The 16,656-nt window shown below is 46.5% G+C and carries 13 protein-coding genes; 7 read left to right on the forward strand and 6 right to left on the reverse strand.

Annotated elements, in window-relative coordinates; translation table 11 throughout:
* Positions 1 to 151 precede the first annotated feature (151 nt).
* The 3 genes from PG915_RS21565 to PG915_RS21575 all read left to right on the forward strand — a co-directional run bounded on the left by PG915_RS21565 (position 152) and on the right by PG915_RS21575 (position 2,429).
* A complete protein-coding gene (locus tag PG915_RS21565; RefSeq protein WP_353499046.1) occupies positions 152 to 988 on the forward strand; it encodes an AraC family transcriptional regulator in 837 nt (278 codons plus the stop codon).
* 19 nt (positions 989 to 1,007) lie between these two features.
* Complete coding sequence (locus PG915_RS21570; protein ID WP_353499047.1) at positions 1,008 to 1,670, forward strand: LysE family translocator; 663 nt, start codon at positions 1,008 to 1,010, stop codon at positions 1,668 to 1,670.
* 279 nt (positions 1,671 to 1,949) lie between these two features.
* The gene (locus PG915_RS21575) at positions 1,950 to 2,429 is read left to right on the forward strand and encodes a DUF1456 family protein (protein WP_221070201.1); all 480 of its coding nucleotides are present in this window, start codon (positions 1,950 to 1,952) and stop codon (positions 2,427 to 2,429) included.
* An 87-nt stretch (positions 2,430 to 2,516) separates the two neighbouring features.
* Here PG915_RS21575 and gcvP read toward each other — a convergent pair whose 3' ends face one another.
* The 3 genes from gcvP to PG915_RS21590 form a co-directional block, all read right to left on the reverse strand.
* Positions 2,517 to 5,381 carry an aminomethyl-transferring glycine dehydrogenase gene (gene gcvP / locus PG915_RS21580; RefSeq protein WP_353499048.1) on the reverse strand — a complete coding sequence of 955 codons (2,865 nt, stop codon included), beginning with the start codon at positions 5,379 to 5,381 and terminating at the stop codon, positions 2,517 to 2,519.
* A 240-nt stretch (positions 5,382 to 5,621) separates the two neighbouring features.
* Positions 5,622 to 6,002, reverse strand: coding sequence for a glycine cleavage system protein GcvH (gcvH, locus tag PG915_RS21585; RefSeq protein ID WP_042497316.1), 381 nt, complete (start codon positions 6,000 to 6,002; stop codon positions 5,622 to 5,624).
* A gap of 35 nt (positions 6,003 to 6,037) precedes the next feature.
* Positions 6,038 to 7,345 (reverse strand): serine hydroxymethyltransferase, encoded by a 1,308-nt coding sequence (locus PG915_RS21590; RefSeq protein WP_112462898.1) that lies wholly within the window; start codon positions 7,343 to 7,345, stop codon positions 6,038 to 6,040.
* 387 nt (positions 7,346 to 7,732) lie between these two features.
* On the opposite strand from PG915_RS21590, the gene PG915_RS21595 reads away from it, so the two are divergent.
* The 4 genes from PG915_RS21595 to PG915_RS21610 all read left to right on the forward strand — a co-directional run bounded on the left by PG915_RS21595 (position 7,733) and on the right by PG915_RS21610 (position 12,386).
* Positions 7,733 to 8,356, forward strand: a complete 624-nt coding sequence (locus tag PG915_RS21595) for a helix-turn-helix domain-containing protein (protein ID WP_353500185.1) — start codon at positions 7,733 to 7,735, stop codon at positions 8,354 to 8,356.
* 332 nt (positions 8,357 to 8,688) lie between these two features.
* On the forward strand, positions 8,689 to 9,822 hold the full coding sequence (gene gcvT, locus PG915_RS21600; RefSeq protein ID WP_353499049.1) for a glycine cleavage system aminomethyltransferase GcvT: 1,134 nt from the start codon (positions 8,689 to 8,691) through the stop codon (positions 9,820 to 9,822).
* A 216-nt stretch (positions 9,823 to 10,038) separates the two neighbouring features.
* Complete coding sequence (locus PG915_RS21605) at positions 10,039 to 11,103, forward strand: S1 family peptidase (protein WP_353499050.1); 1,065 nt, start codon at positions 10,039 to 10,041, stop codon at positions 11,101 to 11,103.
* Between the two features lie 179 nt (positions 11,104 to 11,282).
* Complete coding sequence (locus PG915_RS21610; RefSeq protein ID WP_353499051.1) at positions 11,283 to 12,386, forward strand: S1 family peptidase; 1,104 nt, start codon at positions 11,283 to 11,285, stop codon at positions 12,384 to 12,386.
* Positions 12,387 to 12,465: 79 nt separating this feature from the next.
* Here the strand turns inward: PG915_RS21610 and fruA are convergent, their stop codons facing one another.
* From fruA to fruB, 3 genes are read right to left on the reverse strand one after another with little or no spacing between them, the layout of a single operon-like run.
* Positions 12,466 to 14,199, reverse strand: a complete 1,734-nt coding sequence (gene fruA / locus PG915_RS21615; RefSeq protein ID WP_353499052.1) for a PTS fructose transporter subunit IIBC — start codon at positions 14,197 to 14,199, stop codon at positions 12,466 to 12,468.
* Positions 14,200 to 14,255: 56 nt separating this feature from the next.
* Positions 14,256 to 15,203 carry a 1-phosphofructokinase gene (gene pfkB / locus PG915_RS21620; RefSeq protein ID WP_353499053.1) on the reverse strand — a complete coding sequence of 316 codons (948 nt, stop codon included), beginning with the start codon at positions 15,201 to 15,203 and terminating at the stop codon, positions 14,256 to 14,258.
* A 10-nt stretch (positions 15,204 to 15,213) separates the two neighbouring features.
* Positions 15,214 to 16,347 carry a fused PTS fructose transporter subunit IIA/HPr protein gene (fruB, locus tag PG915_RS21625; RefSeq protein WP_353499054.1) on the reverse strand — a complete coding sequence of 378 codons (1,134 nt, stop codon included), beginning with the start codon at positions 16,345 to 16,347 and terminating at the stop codon, positions 15,214 to 15,216.
* Between the last annotated feature and the right edge of the window lie 309 nt (positions 16,348 to 16,656).

Genomic DNA, 16,656 nt, shown 5'->3' on the forward strand with positions numbered 1-16,656 from the left:
AACGGTTTAGTGGAGTAGGTCTAAACCGTTTTTGCCCCAAATTGTGCTTTATTCTTTCATTACCTTAAAACCAAAGTCGAATTTTTGACTTACTTTATGTAATGTGGAAGCCTCGATACGCCAACGTTGAATGGAAAGGTGATTTGTTAGCATGGGGAGTAATGTAAGGAACATCAGTCAGGGGTATTGGACCAGCCAACTGACACCCTATCTGACGGTACGGACAACTCGAGATAGTACCCAGGGCTACAAAGCACATTACCATCCGGAGCTCTCTATTGGAATCATGCTTGCTGGTCAAACATGTTTGTCTCTACGCAATACAAATGTACTGCTAAATAAAGGTGACATCATTCTTATTGAGCCTAATTTGGTTCATGCCTGCAGTCCTGTAGACAACAACTCTAGAAGCTACCACATGCTTTACATAGATCATCAATGGTGTTGTAGTGCGTTATCGAAGCTGTTTAGTGTCGAAGTAAAAAATTTCAAAGTTGATCATATTTTTCTCTCCGATAAAGCTAGTGAGTTGGGACTTGGAAGTTCAATCTCTATGCTCATTGAGCGTGAATCGCACCATATCGCGTCATCAATCGAAAACTCTATACTCCATCTGTTAAGTCGATACTGTACACCTTGCATGAGTGACAATAATGATGACCTAGCATACAAAGTCAGAGAGTTACTGCTAAAAGATATTGAAAATGCTCCGCAGCTTGATGCTATCGCCAACCAGCTAACGTATAGCCCTGAAACCTTAATTAGAAAGTTCAAAAGACAGTTTGGGATTACGCCTAAATCATTTCTCAGCAATTATAGGGTCGAGAAGGCTAAGGTGCTTCTGAAAGGGGGTATGGACATTACCGATGTCGCTAATGAACTCGGTTTTTTTGATCAGAGTCAGTTACACCGGGCTTTTGTGACCTATACAGCCTCAACGCCTAAGCAATATCAACAGATAAAGTCAATTTTCGACAATAATGATTAAACGGAGTACAGCATAGTACTTGGGTGTTTTAATTGGATACTCAAATATGTCTTACTCTACCTTTTTCCCTGCTGCATTTCCTGCATTAGCTATTGCTCATTTTTTAGCGCTGTTGAGTCCTGGCCAAGACTTTTTCTTGATCGTTGCTCACTCCATACGTCATAAATTACGGGGGAGCCGCTTCATTTGTTTGGGTGTTGCTCTTGGGAATGCGTTCTATATTGGAGTCGCAATATTTGGTTGGACGATTATTCGTGATAATCAGGCTATCTATCAGATGGTTGAAGCTATTGGTGGGCTTTGGCTCCTTTTGTTTGGGGCTGAGTTGCTAAGAAGTAAAAAACGAAATACTGATTTGGATTTTGAGCAAATACAAGTACCGTCAGTACCAAAACAGTTAGTTCTAGGTTTCAACTCAGCGGTACTCAATCCTAAGAATGCGCTTTTCTATATGAGTTTAATGACAGTGATTCTGGGTAACGAGGTTACATTGACACAGCAAGTGTCATGCGGCTTGTGGATGTTTTTCGCGGTTCTAACTTGGGATTTACTTGTTGCATCAATTATTAGCCAACCCAGCGTGCAAAGACCGTTATCGAACTATATACACGTAGTCGAAAGAGTGGCCGGGGTAGTGTTGTTCTTTTTTGGGCTCTCATTGTTTGTTGGCTACTTGCGTTAGAACTGTCCCAAAGTGTGGCAGCAACACTCAATCTCACAAACCACAACGTGGTTGTTTGACCTACTTATTCTTATCTGCGCAATGTCCAGATTATCGGGGGCTTACCAATACTTCGCTAACTAGTTCGAATAGGCAGTGTTATCTCCATTTTTAACCTACCTAAGAAACGTGTTCTCTGTTAGAGTCACCGTCAACTACGCTATTGAATAAAGACACCCACAAATCGCATGTAATTGATGGATTTTTATTCACCCTTAGAACTCATTTTAGGAATCCCTAGTGACTAACAACGAAATTTTACGTCGTATCCAACACGCGTTAAACCTTAAAAATGCACAGATAATGAAAGCTTTCGAGCAGGCAGAAGTCACTGTGGCTCACGATAAAGTGGCAAACTGGTTAAAAGATGAAAGCGACAAATCTTGCGTTAAGATGAAGGATCAAGAGTTAGCGGTATTCTTAAATGGCTTTATTAACCTCAAGCGAGGCAAAAAAGACGGCGAGCAACCTAAGCCAGAAGTCGCGTTGACCAACAACATGATTCTCATGAAGCTGCGCATTGCGCTAGATATGAAAGCAGAAGATGTGTTGGACGTATTAGAAGTGGTTGGTATTAGTTTAAGTAAATACGAAATTGGTGCGTATTTCCGCAAGCCAAACAACAAAAACTACAAACAGTGTGAAGACCAACTGCTGTGCGACTTCTTAAATGGTGTGCAGTTTACCAATCGTCCCGATTCTGAAGAGTTTACTGGGTAATTTTTATCTCGAATCAAACGTGGTAATTGATTAAAAAAGCGAACCGCTAAGGTTCGCTTTTCAATTTCTAGAAGTTAACCAACTCCATTAATCTTCATAGTTCTCAATCGAAGGACAAGAACAAATTAGATTACGGTCACCATAAACGTTGTCGACACGGTTAACCGTTGGCCAGTACTTCCAAGTTCTCTGGTGAGCAGATGGGAAGCAGCCTAGTTCGCGAGAGTATGGGCGATCCCATGCATCTTTTGAAAGGTCAACTTGGGTGTGTGGTGCGTTCACTAGTGGGTTGTTGTCTAGTGGCCATACGCCGTCTTTCACTTGTGTCATTTCTTCGCGGATAGCGATCATCGCTTCGCAGAAACGGTCTAGCTCTTCAAGATCTTCTGACTCGGTAGGCTCAACCATGAGTGTGCCCGCAACAGGGAACGACATAGTTGGCGCGTGGAAGCCGTAGTCCATTAGACGCTTAGCGATGTCTTCTTCGCTGATGCCTGTTTCTTCTTTCAGCGGACGAATGTCGATAATACATTCGTGTGCTACGCGGCCGTTGGTGCCACGGTAAAGAACAGGATAGTGTGGAAGTAGACGCTCCATCACGTAGTTTGCATTTAAGATAGCGACTTTCGTTGCATCCGTTAGACCAGTTTCACCCATCATCGCGATGTATGCCCACGAGATTGGTAGAATTGAAGCGCTGCCAAGATCGGCTGCAGACACTGCGTAGTCTTCGCCTTCAACACCGTTTTCGATGTGACCTGGTAGGAATGGTGCTAGATGTGATTTAACACCGATAGGACCCATACCTGGACCGCCACCACCGTGCGGGATGCAGAAGGTTTTGTGTAGGTTTAGGTGCGATACGTCTGAACCGATGAAGCCTGGGTTCGTTAGACCAACCTGAGCGTTCATGTTAGCGCCATCTAGGTAGACCTGACCGCCAGCTCCATGAACCATCTCGCACACTTCTTTTACATGCTCTTCGTATACGCCGTGCGTAGAAGGGTAGGTGATCATGATGCTTGATAGGTTGTCGCGATGCTTCTCGATCTTCGCTGCTAGGTCATCAGTATCGATGTTGCCGTTGTCGTCACATTTAACAACCACAACCTTCATTGACACCATAGACGCTGTTGCAGGGTTAGTACCGTGCGCAGAGCTTGGGATCAGACACACGTTACGGTGACCTTCGCCACGGCTCTCGTGGTAGCGCTGGATTGCGATTAGACCTGCGTACTCACCGGATGCGCCTGAGTTAGGCTGAAGTGAGAAATCATCGTAGCCTGTAATTTCACATAGCTTCTTCTTAAGGTCATCAGCTAGGGCTGTGTAGCCTGCTGCTTGCTCTAGTGGCGCGAATGGGTGGATAGAGCCAAACTCTGGCCACGTCACAGGGATCATTTCTGCGGCTGCGTTTAGCTTCATGGTGCAGCTGCCAAGTGGGATCATACCGTGTGTTAGTGAGAAGTCTTTGTTCTCTAGCTGTTTTAGGTAACGCATCATCTGTGTTTCACTGTGGTGAGTGTTAAACACAGGGTGGGTTAGGTAGCGAGAGGTACGACGGCAGTTTTCAGGAATCGCTGCCAACTCGTTGCCAGCAATCTCTGTAGATAGTGCTTCAACGCTTTCTTTTACTTCAAATACAGTAAATAGAGCATTGATGTCTTCGATAGTGGTGGTTTCATCGAAGCTGATACCAATTTGACCTTCAAGCTGACGAAGGTTGACGTCAGACGCCAGTGCTTTTTGAACCAGCTTGTCTGTATTCTCACCGGTGTTAACCGTGATGGTATCGAAGAAGCTGTTGTGCGCCAATTCATAGCCAGCTTTAGTTAGACCAGCCGCTAGGATTGCCGTCATGTGGTGCGTACGGCGAGCGATAGTCTTTAGACCTTCTTCACCGTGGTAAACCGCGTAGAACGCTGCCATGTTAGCTAGCAGTGCTTGGGCAGTACAAATGTTCGATGTCGCTTTCTCGCGGCGGATATGTTGCTCACGAGTTTGCATTGCCATACGTAGAGCTTGGTTGCCGTTAGTATCGATAGACACACCGATTACACGACCAGGCATGGTACGTTTGTGCTTATCTTTGGTTGCCATGAACGCAGCGTGTGGACCGCCGTAGCCCATAGGAACGCCAAAGCGTTGAGCTGAGCCGATAACCACGTCTGCACCCATCTCACCCGCTGGCTTAAGCAGTGCAGAAGCAAGTAGGTCTGTCGCTACAGTGACTAGCGTCTTGTTTGCTTGCGCGGCAGCGATGATGTCAGTTAGGTCGCGAACTTCACCTGTTGTGCCAGGGTATTGAACGAGCGCGCCAAATACGTCTTGCTCTGGTAGAGATTCTAAAGAACCCACTTGAACTTCAAAGCCGATGAACTCAGCACGAGTTTTCACCACTTCTAGTGTTTGTGGATGGACATCGTCTGCCACGAAGAACACTTTGCTCTTGCTCTTACCAGCGCGCTTACACAGCGTCATCGCTTCTGCTGCTGCGGTCGCTTCGTCAAGCAAAGATGCGTTCGCAATTTCCATGCCTGTTAGATCCATGACCATTTGCTGATAGTTCAGCAATGACTCAAGACGACCCTGTGAAATCTCTGGCTGATATGGCGTGTACGCCGTGTACCAACCTGGATTCTCTAGTACGTTGCGCAGAATCACATTTGGTGTGAAGGTGTTGTAGTAACCCTGACCGATGAATGTGCGTTTTACTTGGTTCAAATCCGCGAATTTTTTCATTTCTACCAGCATGTCCGCTTCGCTCATTGGAGCGTCTAGCGTCATTGGTTGTTCTAGGCGGATTTGTGCTGGGACAGTCTCGTCGATAAGCGTGTCTAGGTTTAGAACGTTAATCGCGTCCAGCATTTTCTGTTGGTCAGATTTGTTTGGCCCATTGTGGCGAGCAACAAATTCATTTTGTGTGCTTAGGCTGTTGAGTAATTCAGTCATGGTTCCCTTACCTTCTCAAAGATCTTCTGCGAGACCTTTAAAATCGTAGCCCGAATTTTTTACGTGTTTCCACTTTGTACGTCATTCCTGCGCAGGCAGGAATCTACTAAAAGCGAGTACCCAACTTAAACAAGAGCCCTGCCTGCGCAGGGATGACGACATGCTTAGCAATGCTAAAATGACGACGTTTTTGTTGATGACTCGCTTATTCGGTACATTCGGGCAACGGTTACGTTTTGCTTATTCGTCTTCGATAGACGCTAGGTATTCTTCAGCGCTCTTAAGGTTGTCTAGCTCAGAAGCATCAGACATTTTTACCTTAACAATCCAGCCACCTTCGTATGACTCTTCGTTGATAAGCTCTGGGCTGTCTTCTAGTTCTTCGTTGATTTCAACGATTTCACCAGTGATTGGTGCGTAGATGTCAGACGCTGCTTTTACAGACTCAACGAGAGAAAAGCTTTCGCCTGCTTCGATTTCGTCTTCTACTTCTGGTAGGTCAACGAACACTACGTCACCTAGCATTTCTTGAGCGTGCTCTGAAATACCGATAGTCACAGTACCGTCGCCGTTGTCGCGTACCCATTCGTGGCTGTCAGAAAACTTCAAAGTGTTGTCCATTGCTATATCTCCAAAAATTAAGGATGTTTTGTTCTTTAAGTGTAGAGTGGGAAGCGAGCGCACAGCGCCTTCACTTCTTTACGTACGCGTTTCTCGACCTCTGGATTACCTTCTGGGCTTTCTACGAGGCCGTCTAACACGTCACCAATCCACTCACCAATGAGTTTAAATTCTTCGGTGCCAAAACCACGGGTGGTTCCAGCTGGCGTCCCTAAACGAATACCAGATGTAATCATAGGTTTTTCTGTGTCGAACGGGATGCCGTTTTTGTTACATGTGATACCAGCACGCTCTAAGGCTTCTTCAGCTTTATTGCCTTTAAGTCCTTTTGGACGTAGGTCAACCAGCATAAGGTGAGTATCAGTGCCGCCAGTCACGATGTCGCAACCGCGAGTTTGCAATACTTCAGAAAGTACTTTTGCGTTCGCGATCACTGAATCGATATAAGTTGAGAATTGTGGGCCAAGAGCCTCGCCGAACGCGACAGCTTTGGCTGCAATCACGTGCATCAGCGGACCGCCTTGAAGGCCAGGGAATACCGCTGAGTTGATTTTCTTAATGATGTCTTCGTGATTGGTTAGGATCATGCCACCACGAGGGCCGCGCAGAGTTTTGTGCGTTGTCGTGGTGACAACATGTGCGTGTGGCAGTGGGCTAGGGTGCGCGCCTGTTGCAATCAGACCTGCGATGTGCGCCATGTCGACCATTAGGATAGCGCCAACTTCGTCCGCGATTTCACGGAATTTAGCAAAGTCGATAACGCGTGGAATTGCACTACCGCCAGCGATGATCATTTTCGGTTTGTGTTCAACAGCTAGAGCACGTACGTCGTCGTAGTTAATCTCTAGGGTTTCTTTGTCCACACCGTATTGAACGGCATTAAACCATTTACCAGAAAGCGCAGGGCGAGCGCCGTGAGTAAGGTGACCACCTGCATCAAGAGACATGCCCATGATGGTGTCGCCAGGTTGAAGTAGCGCCAGTTTTACTGCGCCATTCGCTTGAGCGCCGGAGTGAGGTTGAACGTTTGCGTATTCGCACTTAAAAAGAGACTTTGCACGTTCGATAGCAATAGCTTCTACAGTATCAACATGCTCACAACCACCGTAGTAGCGACGGTTAGGATAGCCTTCTGCGTATTTATTGGTTAGGCAAGTGCCTTGTGCTTGCATAACTGCTTTGGAAACGATGTTTTCAGAAGCAATCAGCTCGATTTGGTCATTCTGGCGAGCGAACTCTGCTTGGATTCCTGTGAACACAGCATCGTCTGTCGCAGACAAGTTGGTTGAGAAGAAGTTTTCTAGGCTGTGATTTGGATAGCTTTTTGAGTACTGAGCATTCATGGCGGTAAACCTTCCATTGTTCAATCGACGTTTGTGTTTTTCATGGTGTCGATTGCGTCGTGTCTTAGTACTGTAAGAACAGGCAAACTGTTCAAAACAGCGGCGCGAATTAGTCCCAATAAGTAGGACAAAAATCATTCAGTAAACGTGCTGTCGAGTAGGGGACTTCCGTTGACTCACCAGCGCGTAAGTGCATCTCTTCATCTAACAAGCCGATAACATACCTCTGTCGGCTCAAACAATCAATCAGAAATTTCCTATAGGAAACACAGTTTCCGAAAATGTTACCGAGAGCACGCTTTATTTTTATACTTGGTCTTTAATATAGAAGTCGCTTCATGCAACAATGAATTTGCAAAACAGGAAGTCATGAAAAAGAAGGATCGCATGTCAGAAGACATCTATGATGAGTATCCGTCCTTAACTCTCGCTCGTGAGTCAGTGGATGAAAATATAGAGCCTCTTAAACTGGGTGAACGCATCAAGGACATTCGTTCTAAGATGGGACTCACGCTTGAAGAAGCGAGCCAGCGAACAGGGCTTGCGCGCTCGACACTGAGCAAAATCGAAAACGAGCAGATTTCACCAACCTTTCAGGCGATGCAAAAACTGGCGTCCGGCCTGCACATCGATATGCCGCAACTCTTTGAACCACCAAAGAAAAAGGTTGCTACAGGTCGTCGTGATTTTACCAAGCGTGGAGAAGGGAAACCACATCCTACGCCAACCTATGAACATGAGCTGCTCGCAACGCAATTATCGAACAAAAAGATGATGCCATTCAAAAGCACAGTGAGAGCTCGCGCTTTTGAAGAATACAGCGATTGGGTAAGGCATGATGGCGAAGAGTTTTTGCTGATTCTATCGGGTCAAGTCACCTTCTTTTCCGAGTTCTATGAACCGATGATAATGAGCGAAGGGGACAGTGTTTACTACGATGCAAACATGGGGCACATGCTCATATCAACCAGTGAAGAAGACGCCCATATTCTTTGGGTTACGGCGAAATAATCATCAGTTGATTAGGTTTCGTATAATGAAGGCAAACGTTTGCTTTGTGGCGAAAATGCTCTGAATTGGCGCGGTTTTGACGGTAAGCTCGTCGAAATGGCGCTTTTTTATTGACTTTAATTCTGTGAATAAGATGTTAAATGTCACATTTTGCGGTGTTTGTATCTTGTTAAATGAGAAAAATACCCGCATCCTTGTTCACTATAGGAAACATGGTTTCCCGTTGGCATGGCTTTTAGTCAACTTGGTTTTTTAGTTGACTAAGTTATCGTCACTTACCCTATAACAGGAGCAGGTTCCACAGACTGTGGTACAACCCAATGGAGATTACAATGGCTCAAGAACAAGCAACCCAAGATCTATTGAAAACACCTCTACACGCATTGCACGTAAGCGTTGGCGCTAAGATGGTGCCATTTGCCGGCTACGATATGCCAGTTCAATACCCGTTGGGTGTAAAGAAGGAGCACCTTCATTGTCGCGATGCAGCGGGATTGTTTGACGTGTCGCATATGGGGCAAATTCGCCTGCACGGTGCAAACGCCGCTAAAATTCTCGAAACATTGGTTCCTGTAGATATTATTGACCTGCCAGCGGGTAAACAGCGTTATGCGTTCTTTACTAATGAGCAAGGCGGCATCATGGATGATCTTATGGTGGCAAACCTAGGCGATCATCTGTTTGTTGTCGTCAACGCTGCGTGTAAAGAGCAGGATATTGCACACCTTCAAGCGCACCTTGATGAAGGTGTCGAGATGGAAGTGATCGAAGATCGCGCTCTGCTTGCACTGCAAGGCCCTAAAGCGGCTGAGGTTTTGGCTCGTATTCAGCCTGAAGTTGCTGAGATGCTGTTTATGGATGTCCGTAAACTTGATATCAACGGCGTTGAGTGCATTGTTAGTCGCTCTGGTTACACTGGTGAAGATGGTTACGAAATCTCAGCACCGTCTGAAAATGCCGAAGCATTGGCTCAAGCGCTTACAGAATATGAAGAAGTAGAGTGGATTGGTCTAGGTGCTCGTGACTCGCTTCGCCTTGAATGTGGTCTGTGCTTGTACGGGCACGACCTAGACACAACGACAACCCCTGTTGAAGCAAGCTTACTTTGGGGCATTCAAAAAGTACGTCGTAATGAAGGTGAGCGTGCGGGTGGCTTCCCTGGTGCAGATATCGTTCTGAACCAAATCGAAACTAAAGATGTGGCTCGCAAGCGTATTGGTCTGATTGGTCAAACTAAAGCGCCAGTGCGTGAAGGCGCGAAGCTGTTTGATGCCGACGACAACGAGATTGGTGTCGTAACCAGTGGTACAGCCGGTCCAACTGCTGGAAAACCGGTCTCTATGGGTTACGTTGAGACTGGGTTTGCGGCAATTGGTACAGAAGTGTTTGCAGAAGTACGCGGTAAAAAGCTTGCTATGACGGTCGAAAAAATGCCGTTCGTGCCACAGCGTTATTACCGAGGCTAAATGAGCTTCAGCTCAGATTGACGGCTAGGTTTAGTTTCTAAACCTGATGTCACTACAAAGCACTACTGTCACCCAGTGGTGCTTTTTTGTATGAATTTTGTCATGCTGTGAGAAGTGCAAAAAAACGGGGTAAACAAGGACGTTACTATTGCACCTAAATATAGAATGCTGCTTTACATGCAGCGTCACGACACACACAACAAGGAGTAGCGTTTCGTGTTTCGACGTTTTTTTAACCGTAGTGCAATCGCAGTTGCGGTTTTATCAACCAGTTTTATTTCACTCCATGCTAACGCTGACCAAGTTCTTGCTTCTGACAATAGTAAGTCGGTTTCACCATACATTGTGAACGGTAACGTAGCTGATATTGAAGATTATCGCTCTTTTGTATCTTTATTTTCGGATCCGGAGGCCTATACAGATTACTCGCTTGAGGGGCCGATTTGTGGTGGCACGTTGCTCAGTCAAGACTATGTATTGACGGCAGCACACTGCTTTTATGGTGACAGCAACTCCGCTCAATGGAATCAATTATTTACCGTCGCGATAACCAAGTTACAAAATACTGATGAGGCAGGTAGTGCCGAGCGCTTGCGTATCGCAGAGATATATTTACATCCAGATTACAGGGATGGAGAGGATTATCTTTGGCGCAATGACATTGCTATTTTGAAGTTAGAAAAGTCGGCACAATTGGGAGAGCCAGTTAGCTACGGATTCTCAAAAGCGTATCGTTACCAGCCAGCAAGCTTTATAGCAGTCGGGCATGGTGATACTCGCTCAAATGTCGATGATTCTGAGCAACTACTTGAGGTGCCTCTTAACTATGTCAGCAATAGCCAATGTATGGCTTTTGGGTTAAGTGGTGTGCGAGATGACTATATCTGTTTTTCTGGCGATTATAGTAACGTGACTGGATTAAATGGTGGAACCTGCCAAGGTGATTCGGGAGGTCCGGTATATTGGGAGAACAATGGCAGTTTGGTGCAAATTGGTATCACCAGTTTCGGTCCAGCAGAATGCGGTGATACAAGCATTCCAGTGACATCGGTTTTTACTGAGGTAGCTCACCATTACGACTGGATAGTAGGTGTACTAGCAGGGCACGAAACTCCAACCTATACACCGACTGAACAAGAGCGCGTAAATTTTGGAGAACGCGTGTCACCAAATTCCAATAAGTCAACTGGAAGCGACGGTGGTGGTGGGAGCTTCCCTTGGATATTCACAGCGCTACTTGTCTATGCTGGTTGGTCGAGAAGAAAGCTCACTGATGGTTAGATTGATTTAAACCCCTTCAGTTGCGACGCCGAGCTATTTGCTCGGCGTTTTTGATCATCTTTGACTCATTGTTAAGACATACCTAATCGAACCTACGAGATCGTTCGTAACACTCTATACTGAAAGTGAGAGCTAAATCACGTTAACTCCCACAGATTATTCAGAAAAGGAGATTCCGAATGAATCTAAACGTGAAACGATGGTTGTTTGCATCATTGGTTCTGCCGCTAGGTTTGGTGGCAGGGTTAGTGCATGCCGAAAGTGATGTTACTCCTGAAGGTGAGGTAGTCCCAAAGGTTGATATCGCCCCAATGATTGTGAATGGCACCAATGCATCGATTTTAGACTTTCCATCTTTCGTTAGCCTTTTTATTGATTCGTTGGAGTATGACGGACGTTATTCGTCGGGTGCATACTGTGCGGGTACGTTACTCGATAGCCGCCATGTGATGACTGCGGGACACTGTTTATCGAGTTTTAATAGTTATGATGAAGGTGCCGTGTTCTTTACCAGCGCTGTTGTCGGTCTGGAAAACGAGAACCAATTTCTTAACGCTGAAAAACAGCGTGCTGAAGCAGTGTTCTTCCACCCGAACTTTGAAAACAACATTACCAAACTGCTCCCCAATGACATTGCAATTATTCGTCTAGAGAGCTCTGTGTCGGGGGGGAGCTTAGTTTCACGCGCTACGTCCACAGAGTCGAGTCAATATAGAAGCCGCCTCGCTGCGTTCGTTGCGCTAGGGCATGGTGACGTGGAAACCGGAGTGAATGGTACCAATATTCTGCAACGTGCAGATCTATTCTGGGTCTCCAATGCTACCTGCGCTAACAATTTTACTAACGGCAACTTCCTGACAGATAAACAAATTTGTTTTAGTGGAGCGACTTCAATTGCTAATGGTCTTAAAGCGGGAACATGCCAAGGTGATTCTGGAGGACCTATCTACTGGAATGATAATGGCGTGTTCAAGCAAGTCGGAATCACCAGTTTTGGCCCTGCCGAGTGCGGTGATGCGACTTCAGCAGTGACCGCGGCATATACTGAAATTGCGGATTACGCAGGCTGGATTGATAGTGTGCTGAGTGGTCAGCAAGTACCCACTCTGATAGTGACTGAGCAAGATCGCATCGAATATTTAGAAGCGAACGGCCGCGTTATTCTTCAGGGTGGAACAGTGAACTCTGGCGGTGGTGACGGAGGCGGTGGTGGCGCTTGGTCTTGGCTGCTGTCGTTGAGTCTGATAAGCCTTGGTTGGCTACGCAGACGAGTGTTTGCATGAGATTAAAAAAAGCGCTGCTAGTGCAGCGCTATTCGAAATGCCTTATTTAGGGGGTGGCATCGTTTAAATCATAGATCTCTTAAGCCGCAGCTAGCGTCTTCTTATCCGAGCTGCGTTTTAGGAAGGCATACGTAAAGCCTGTTACCGCAGTACCCGCCGCAATCGCTACTAGGTACATCAGTACTGGTGAGATTGCACCAGGAATAAGCAGAACGAACAGACCGCCGTGAGGTGCCATTAGTTTCGCGCCAATTAGCATAGATAGTGCACCCGTTAACGCACCACCAATCATGCATGAAGGGATAACGCGTACAGGATCTTTCGCTGCAAATGGAATAGCACCTTCAGAAATAAAGCACATACCAAGTACGAATGACGCTTTGCCTGCTTCACGTTCACCAGCTTCAAACTTATCTTTCGCTAGGAATGTGGCTAGACCCATACCAAGCGCTGGTACCATACCCGCTGCCATGATAGCTGCCATAGGTGCGTACGTTTGAGAAGCCAAAAGACCAACACCGAAGGTGTAAGCGGCTTTGTTCACCGGTCCGCCCAAATCGAAACACATCATTGCGCCTAGAAGTACGCCTAGTAGAACCGCATTGGCGCTACCCATGTTGTTTAGGAAATCAGTCAGACCCGCCATAATGCCAGATACTGGGCCGCCAACGATGTAAATCATCACAAGGCCTGTGAACAAGCTAGCTACAAACGGAATGATTAAGATAGGTTTCAACGCCTCCATTGACTGTGGAAGGCTGACTTTATCGGCAATCAATTTCGCTGAGTAACCTGCTAGGAAACCCGCCACAATACCACCAAGGAAGCCCGCACCTGTAGAGCTTGCTAGCATGCCGCCAATAAGACCTGGAGCTAGACCTGGGCGATCTGCAATTGAGAACGCAATGTAGCCTGCTAGTACTGGGATCATCAGAGCAAATGCACTGCCACCACCAATGGTCATAAGTGCTGCTGCAAGCGTGCCCTCTTCTTTAAACGCTTCGATACCGAATACAAACGACAGCGCGATGATAAGGCCACCAGCAACAACCACAGGAAGCATGTGAGATACACCGGTCATTAGGTGCTTATACACGCCTTTCTTCTCTTCGGCTGCACCAGACTGACTTGCGCCAGCGGTATGTTTGTAAGGAGACGCGTCAACAAACGCTTTATTGATCTCTTGTTCGGTCTTTTTAAGAGCAAGGCCAGTACTGGTTTTGTACATTGGTTTGCCGTCAAAACGATCCAGTGGAACTTCAATATCCGCAGCGATAATAACCAAATCCGCATCGGCAATTTCTTGTGCGGTCAGTTGGTTTTTCGCACCTACAGAACCACGAGTCTCCACTTTAATGGTGTGACCCATGCGCTTAGCTTCGTCTTCAAGCGCTTCTGCCGCCATGAAGGTGTGCGCCACGCCAGTAGGGCAGGCTGTAATAGCTACGATTTTTTTCGCGCTGCTTGATGTGTCTGCTGTCGCTGCAACAGTCACACCTTGCTCTAGTTCGGTCGCTTTTTCGATGGCATCAGCAAGGAATGCTTTTGGATCCGATGTGCAGTCGGAGATGCTCGCTTGATAGACTTTTTTGCCTACAAAGCGCTGAGTATCTACTGGCGCGTTAGCGGCCACAACAATGACATCAGACTCGTTGATTTGAGCCTCTGTTAGAGTTTGTGTTTCCACCACACTAGAATGACACTCGACATTCGCTTCGTGTTCAAGTGCTTTCGCCGCTTGGTCTAAAAGACCTGCTGCGATAATGCTGTTTGCTACGCCACTAGGGCAAGCGGTAATAATTGAAATTTTCATAGGTTCGACCTTCGTGTCCATTTGCCACAAGAATCTAAGTCAAAGACTTAGGTAAATTAGTGGCTAAGCTTTTGTAACTCTATTTTTTGTTGTAGGGATAAAACTTCTTCCACACTCGCAACACCGACGCCAACTTGGCTCACTGCTAGCGCAGATAAGGCGGTTGCAAAAGAAAGTAATTCTGTTTTCGGCTTAGATTGCATATGGCCCCAACATAGGCCTGCAACGAGCGTGTCACCAGCACCAACAGTGCTCACGACTGACATTCTTGGCGGTTTTGCTTGTAGCCATTCACCGTTTTCTAACCACAGCACACCTTCGGCGCCCATTGACACTACAATGTTGGCAATACCTTTGTCAGAAAGTGATTCGGCGGCTTCTAAACATTGCGCTTGCGTGGTGAGGTGACGGCCAACAAACTGTGATAGCTCCTCATCATTTGGCTTAATTAGCCACGGTTTTGAGTCCAGTCCTTTAGCTAGTGCATCGCGACTGCTATCGAACAAGACACGCTTACCGTTTTGCTGCAGATGTGCAATCCAAATCGCACATTGCTCTGGTGTGATACCGCGTGGCAAACTGCCCGCGAAGACAAAGTAATCGTGCTCTGCCATTAGCTCATTAAGGGTTTGCTCAAATGCGGCGATAGCCTTCGCGTCAACCTCAACACCCGGGAAATTGATGTCACTAACGTCGCCGCTTTGTTCGACCAATTTGACGTTGATGCGAGTAGAACCCGCAACGCGAACAAATTTGTCTTGCGCGCCCATCTCAGCAAACAGCTGACAGAACAGCTCTTGATTATCGGTACCAAGAAAACCCGTAACCGTGACGTTAGCGCCTAAGTCGCTAAGTACTTTTGCGACGTTTACGCCTTTACCAGCTGCGTGCAAAGAACCTTGGTTCACTAGGCTGATGGAACCTTTATTCAAAGTCTCTAGACTGCCAGTGAGATCCAGTGCAGGGTTTAGCGTGATGGTGACGACTTTATTCGTAGTGGTCATAACAGATTCCTTAGCCTTCACCCAGACCCGATGCGATAGCTTTGCCAATCGCTTCTAATGCTTCTGCAGCATCTGCACCTTCAGCGCTAAACCGAAGCTCGTGGCCGTGTTTTACGCCAAGGGCGATCACTTTCATCAGGCTTTTCGCGTTCACTGCTTTGCCATCGCCATTTAGGTTAGACACCTTGATAGACGATTCGAATTTCTTCGCTTCCGCCACTAACATGGCGCCAGGGCGAGCATGAAGGCCGTGAGCATTTTTGATTTTGAATACAGCAACGTTGCCATCTTCAGCGTCAGCCGCTTGAACATCTTCGCCAGTGAAGAAACCAAGCACTTGTTCGGTAGAGAGTGACATCAGTTTGTCTTGCTCTTGCTTGAATACCAGTTCAGTAATTTTGTCTAGCATCGGTTGGTGAGCATTGTTGCAAGCGGCAAAAGCAATCAGCGCTTGCACTGGTGTTCCATCTAATTCGCATTGGTTGATGGTAGAAACAAATGCCATGCCAGTGCGCGTAACCGCTTTATCACTGCTGACTAGCCATAGGCCTTTACCTAGGTGAGTCGGTGACTTGGTGACGAGATCAGCAACAAACTCGGCGCCAGTACCGCCAGTGTTTTTGAGAAGACCGCCCGCAACCGCTGCCATCTGCACCATGTCACTTGCTGGGAAGTTAAGTTGGATAAGTGAGGCATCAAAGTCAGCTTCTAGCTGAACGTCACCGTTTAGAAGGGCGATGATGTCTTTTTCGCTTTTCGCTTGCTTAAGTTTTTGCTCAACGCCATCAGCAGATAGGATTTTCGTAAGCTGCTTAAGGATACCTAAGTGTTCGTCAGATTTTGCCGCAATGCCAATCGCGACATAAGCGATATTGCCATCACCCCAATCTACGCCGTTAGGGAAGTGGTGAACGGCAACACCGGTTTGCTTAACCAGATCACGGGTATCGGTTGTGCCGTGCGGGATCGCAATGCCATTACCAAGAAACGTTGAGTTTTGGCCTTCGCGATTTAGCATGCCGTCAACGTAACCATATTGCACCAAACCTTTAGCGGTAAGGTCTGCGGCGATCGCTTTAATAGCATTCAGTTTATTATCGGAGGATTGATTCAGTGTAATCGTGTTCGTGTCGAGTTGAAGCATAGTTGCTCACCTGTTTAATTCTATTAAAGAACCGATTCATGTTGGCTTGATGCTTACTGCTTTAAGCGTAACTGAATCGATTCAGCAAAAATCTCAAAAAAAGTCAGCAAGTCCTTTGCTGTTGTTTTGGTGGACTTAATTACGGTGTTATTACCCGTAATGATGCGTGATTTGTAGCATCAGACTTAGCGCCACCCTTGGCTATGTTCACTTCCTGTCCATTCTCAGTATGGACTAAGTTTTAAATTTGTGAACTCTGCTGAATCCTTTCAGCTTTTATACTGAACCGATTCAGCTTATAATTCAATT

The organism is Vibrio sp. CB1-14, assembly GCF_040412085.2.
Classification (GTDB): Bacteria; Pseudomonadota; Gammaproteobacteria; order Enterobacterales; family Vibrionaceae; genus Vibrio; species Vibrio chaetopteri.

What these genes read in the sequence shown, in the direction of transcription:
- PG915_RS21565 (WP_353499046.1), top strand. Translation starts at nt 152, where the DNA reads ATGGGGAGTAATGTAAGGAACATCAGTCAGGGGTATTGGACCAGCCAA.
- gcvP (WP_353499048.1), bottom strand. Translation starts at nt 5,381, where the DNA reads ATGACTGAATTACTCAACAGCCTAAGCACACAAAATGAATTTGTTGCT.
- gcvH (WP_042497316.1), bottom strand. Translation starts at nt 6,002, where the DNA reads ATGGACAACACTTTGAAGTTTTCTGACAGCCACGAATGGGTACGCGAC.
- PG915_RS21590 (WP_112462898.1), bottom strand. Translation starts at nt 7,345, where the DNA reads ATGAATGCTCAGTACTCAAAAAGCTATCCAAATCACAGCCTAGAAAAC.
- PG915_RS21595 (WP_353500185.1), top strand. Translation starts at nt 7,733, where the DNA reads ATGTCAGAAGACATCTATGATGAGTATCCGTCCTTAACTCTCGCTCGT.
- gcvT (WP_353499049.1), top strand. Translation starts at nt 8,689, where the DNA reads ATGGCTCAAGAACAAGCAACCCAAGATCTATTGAAAACACCTCTACAC.
- PG915_RS21610 (WP_353499051.1), top strand. Translation starts at nt 11,283, where the DNA reads ATGAATCTAAACGTGAAACGATGGTTGTTTGCATCATTGGTTCTGCCG.
- fruA (WP_353499052.1), bottom strand. Translation starts at nt 14,199, where the DNA reads ATGAAAATTTCAATTATTACCGCTTGCCCTAGTGGCGTAGCAAACAGC.
- pfkB (WP_353499053.1), bottom strand. Translation starts at nt 15,203, where the DNA reads ATGACCACTACGAATAAAGTCGTCACCATCACGCTAAACCCTGCACTG.
- fruB (WP_353499054.1), bottom strand. Translation starts at nt 16,347, where the DNA reads ATGCTTCAACTCGACACGAACACGATTACACTGAATCAATCCTCCGAT.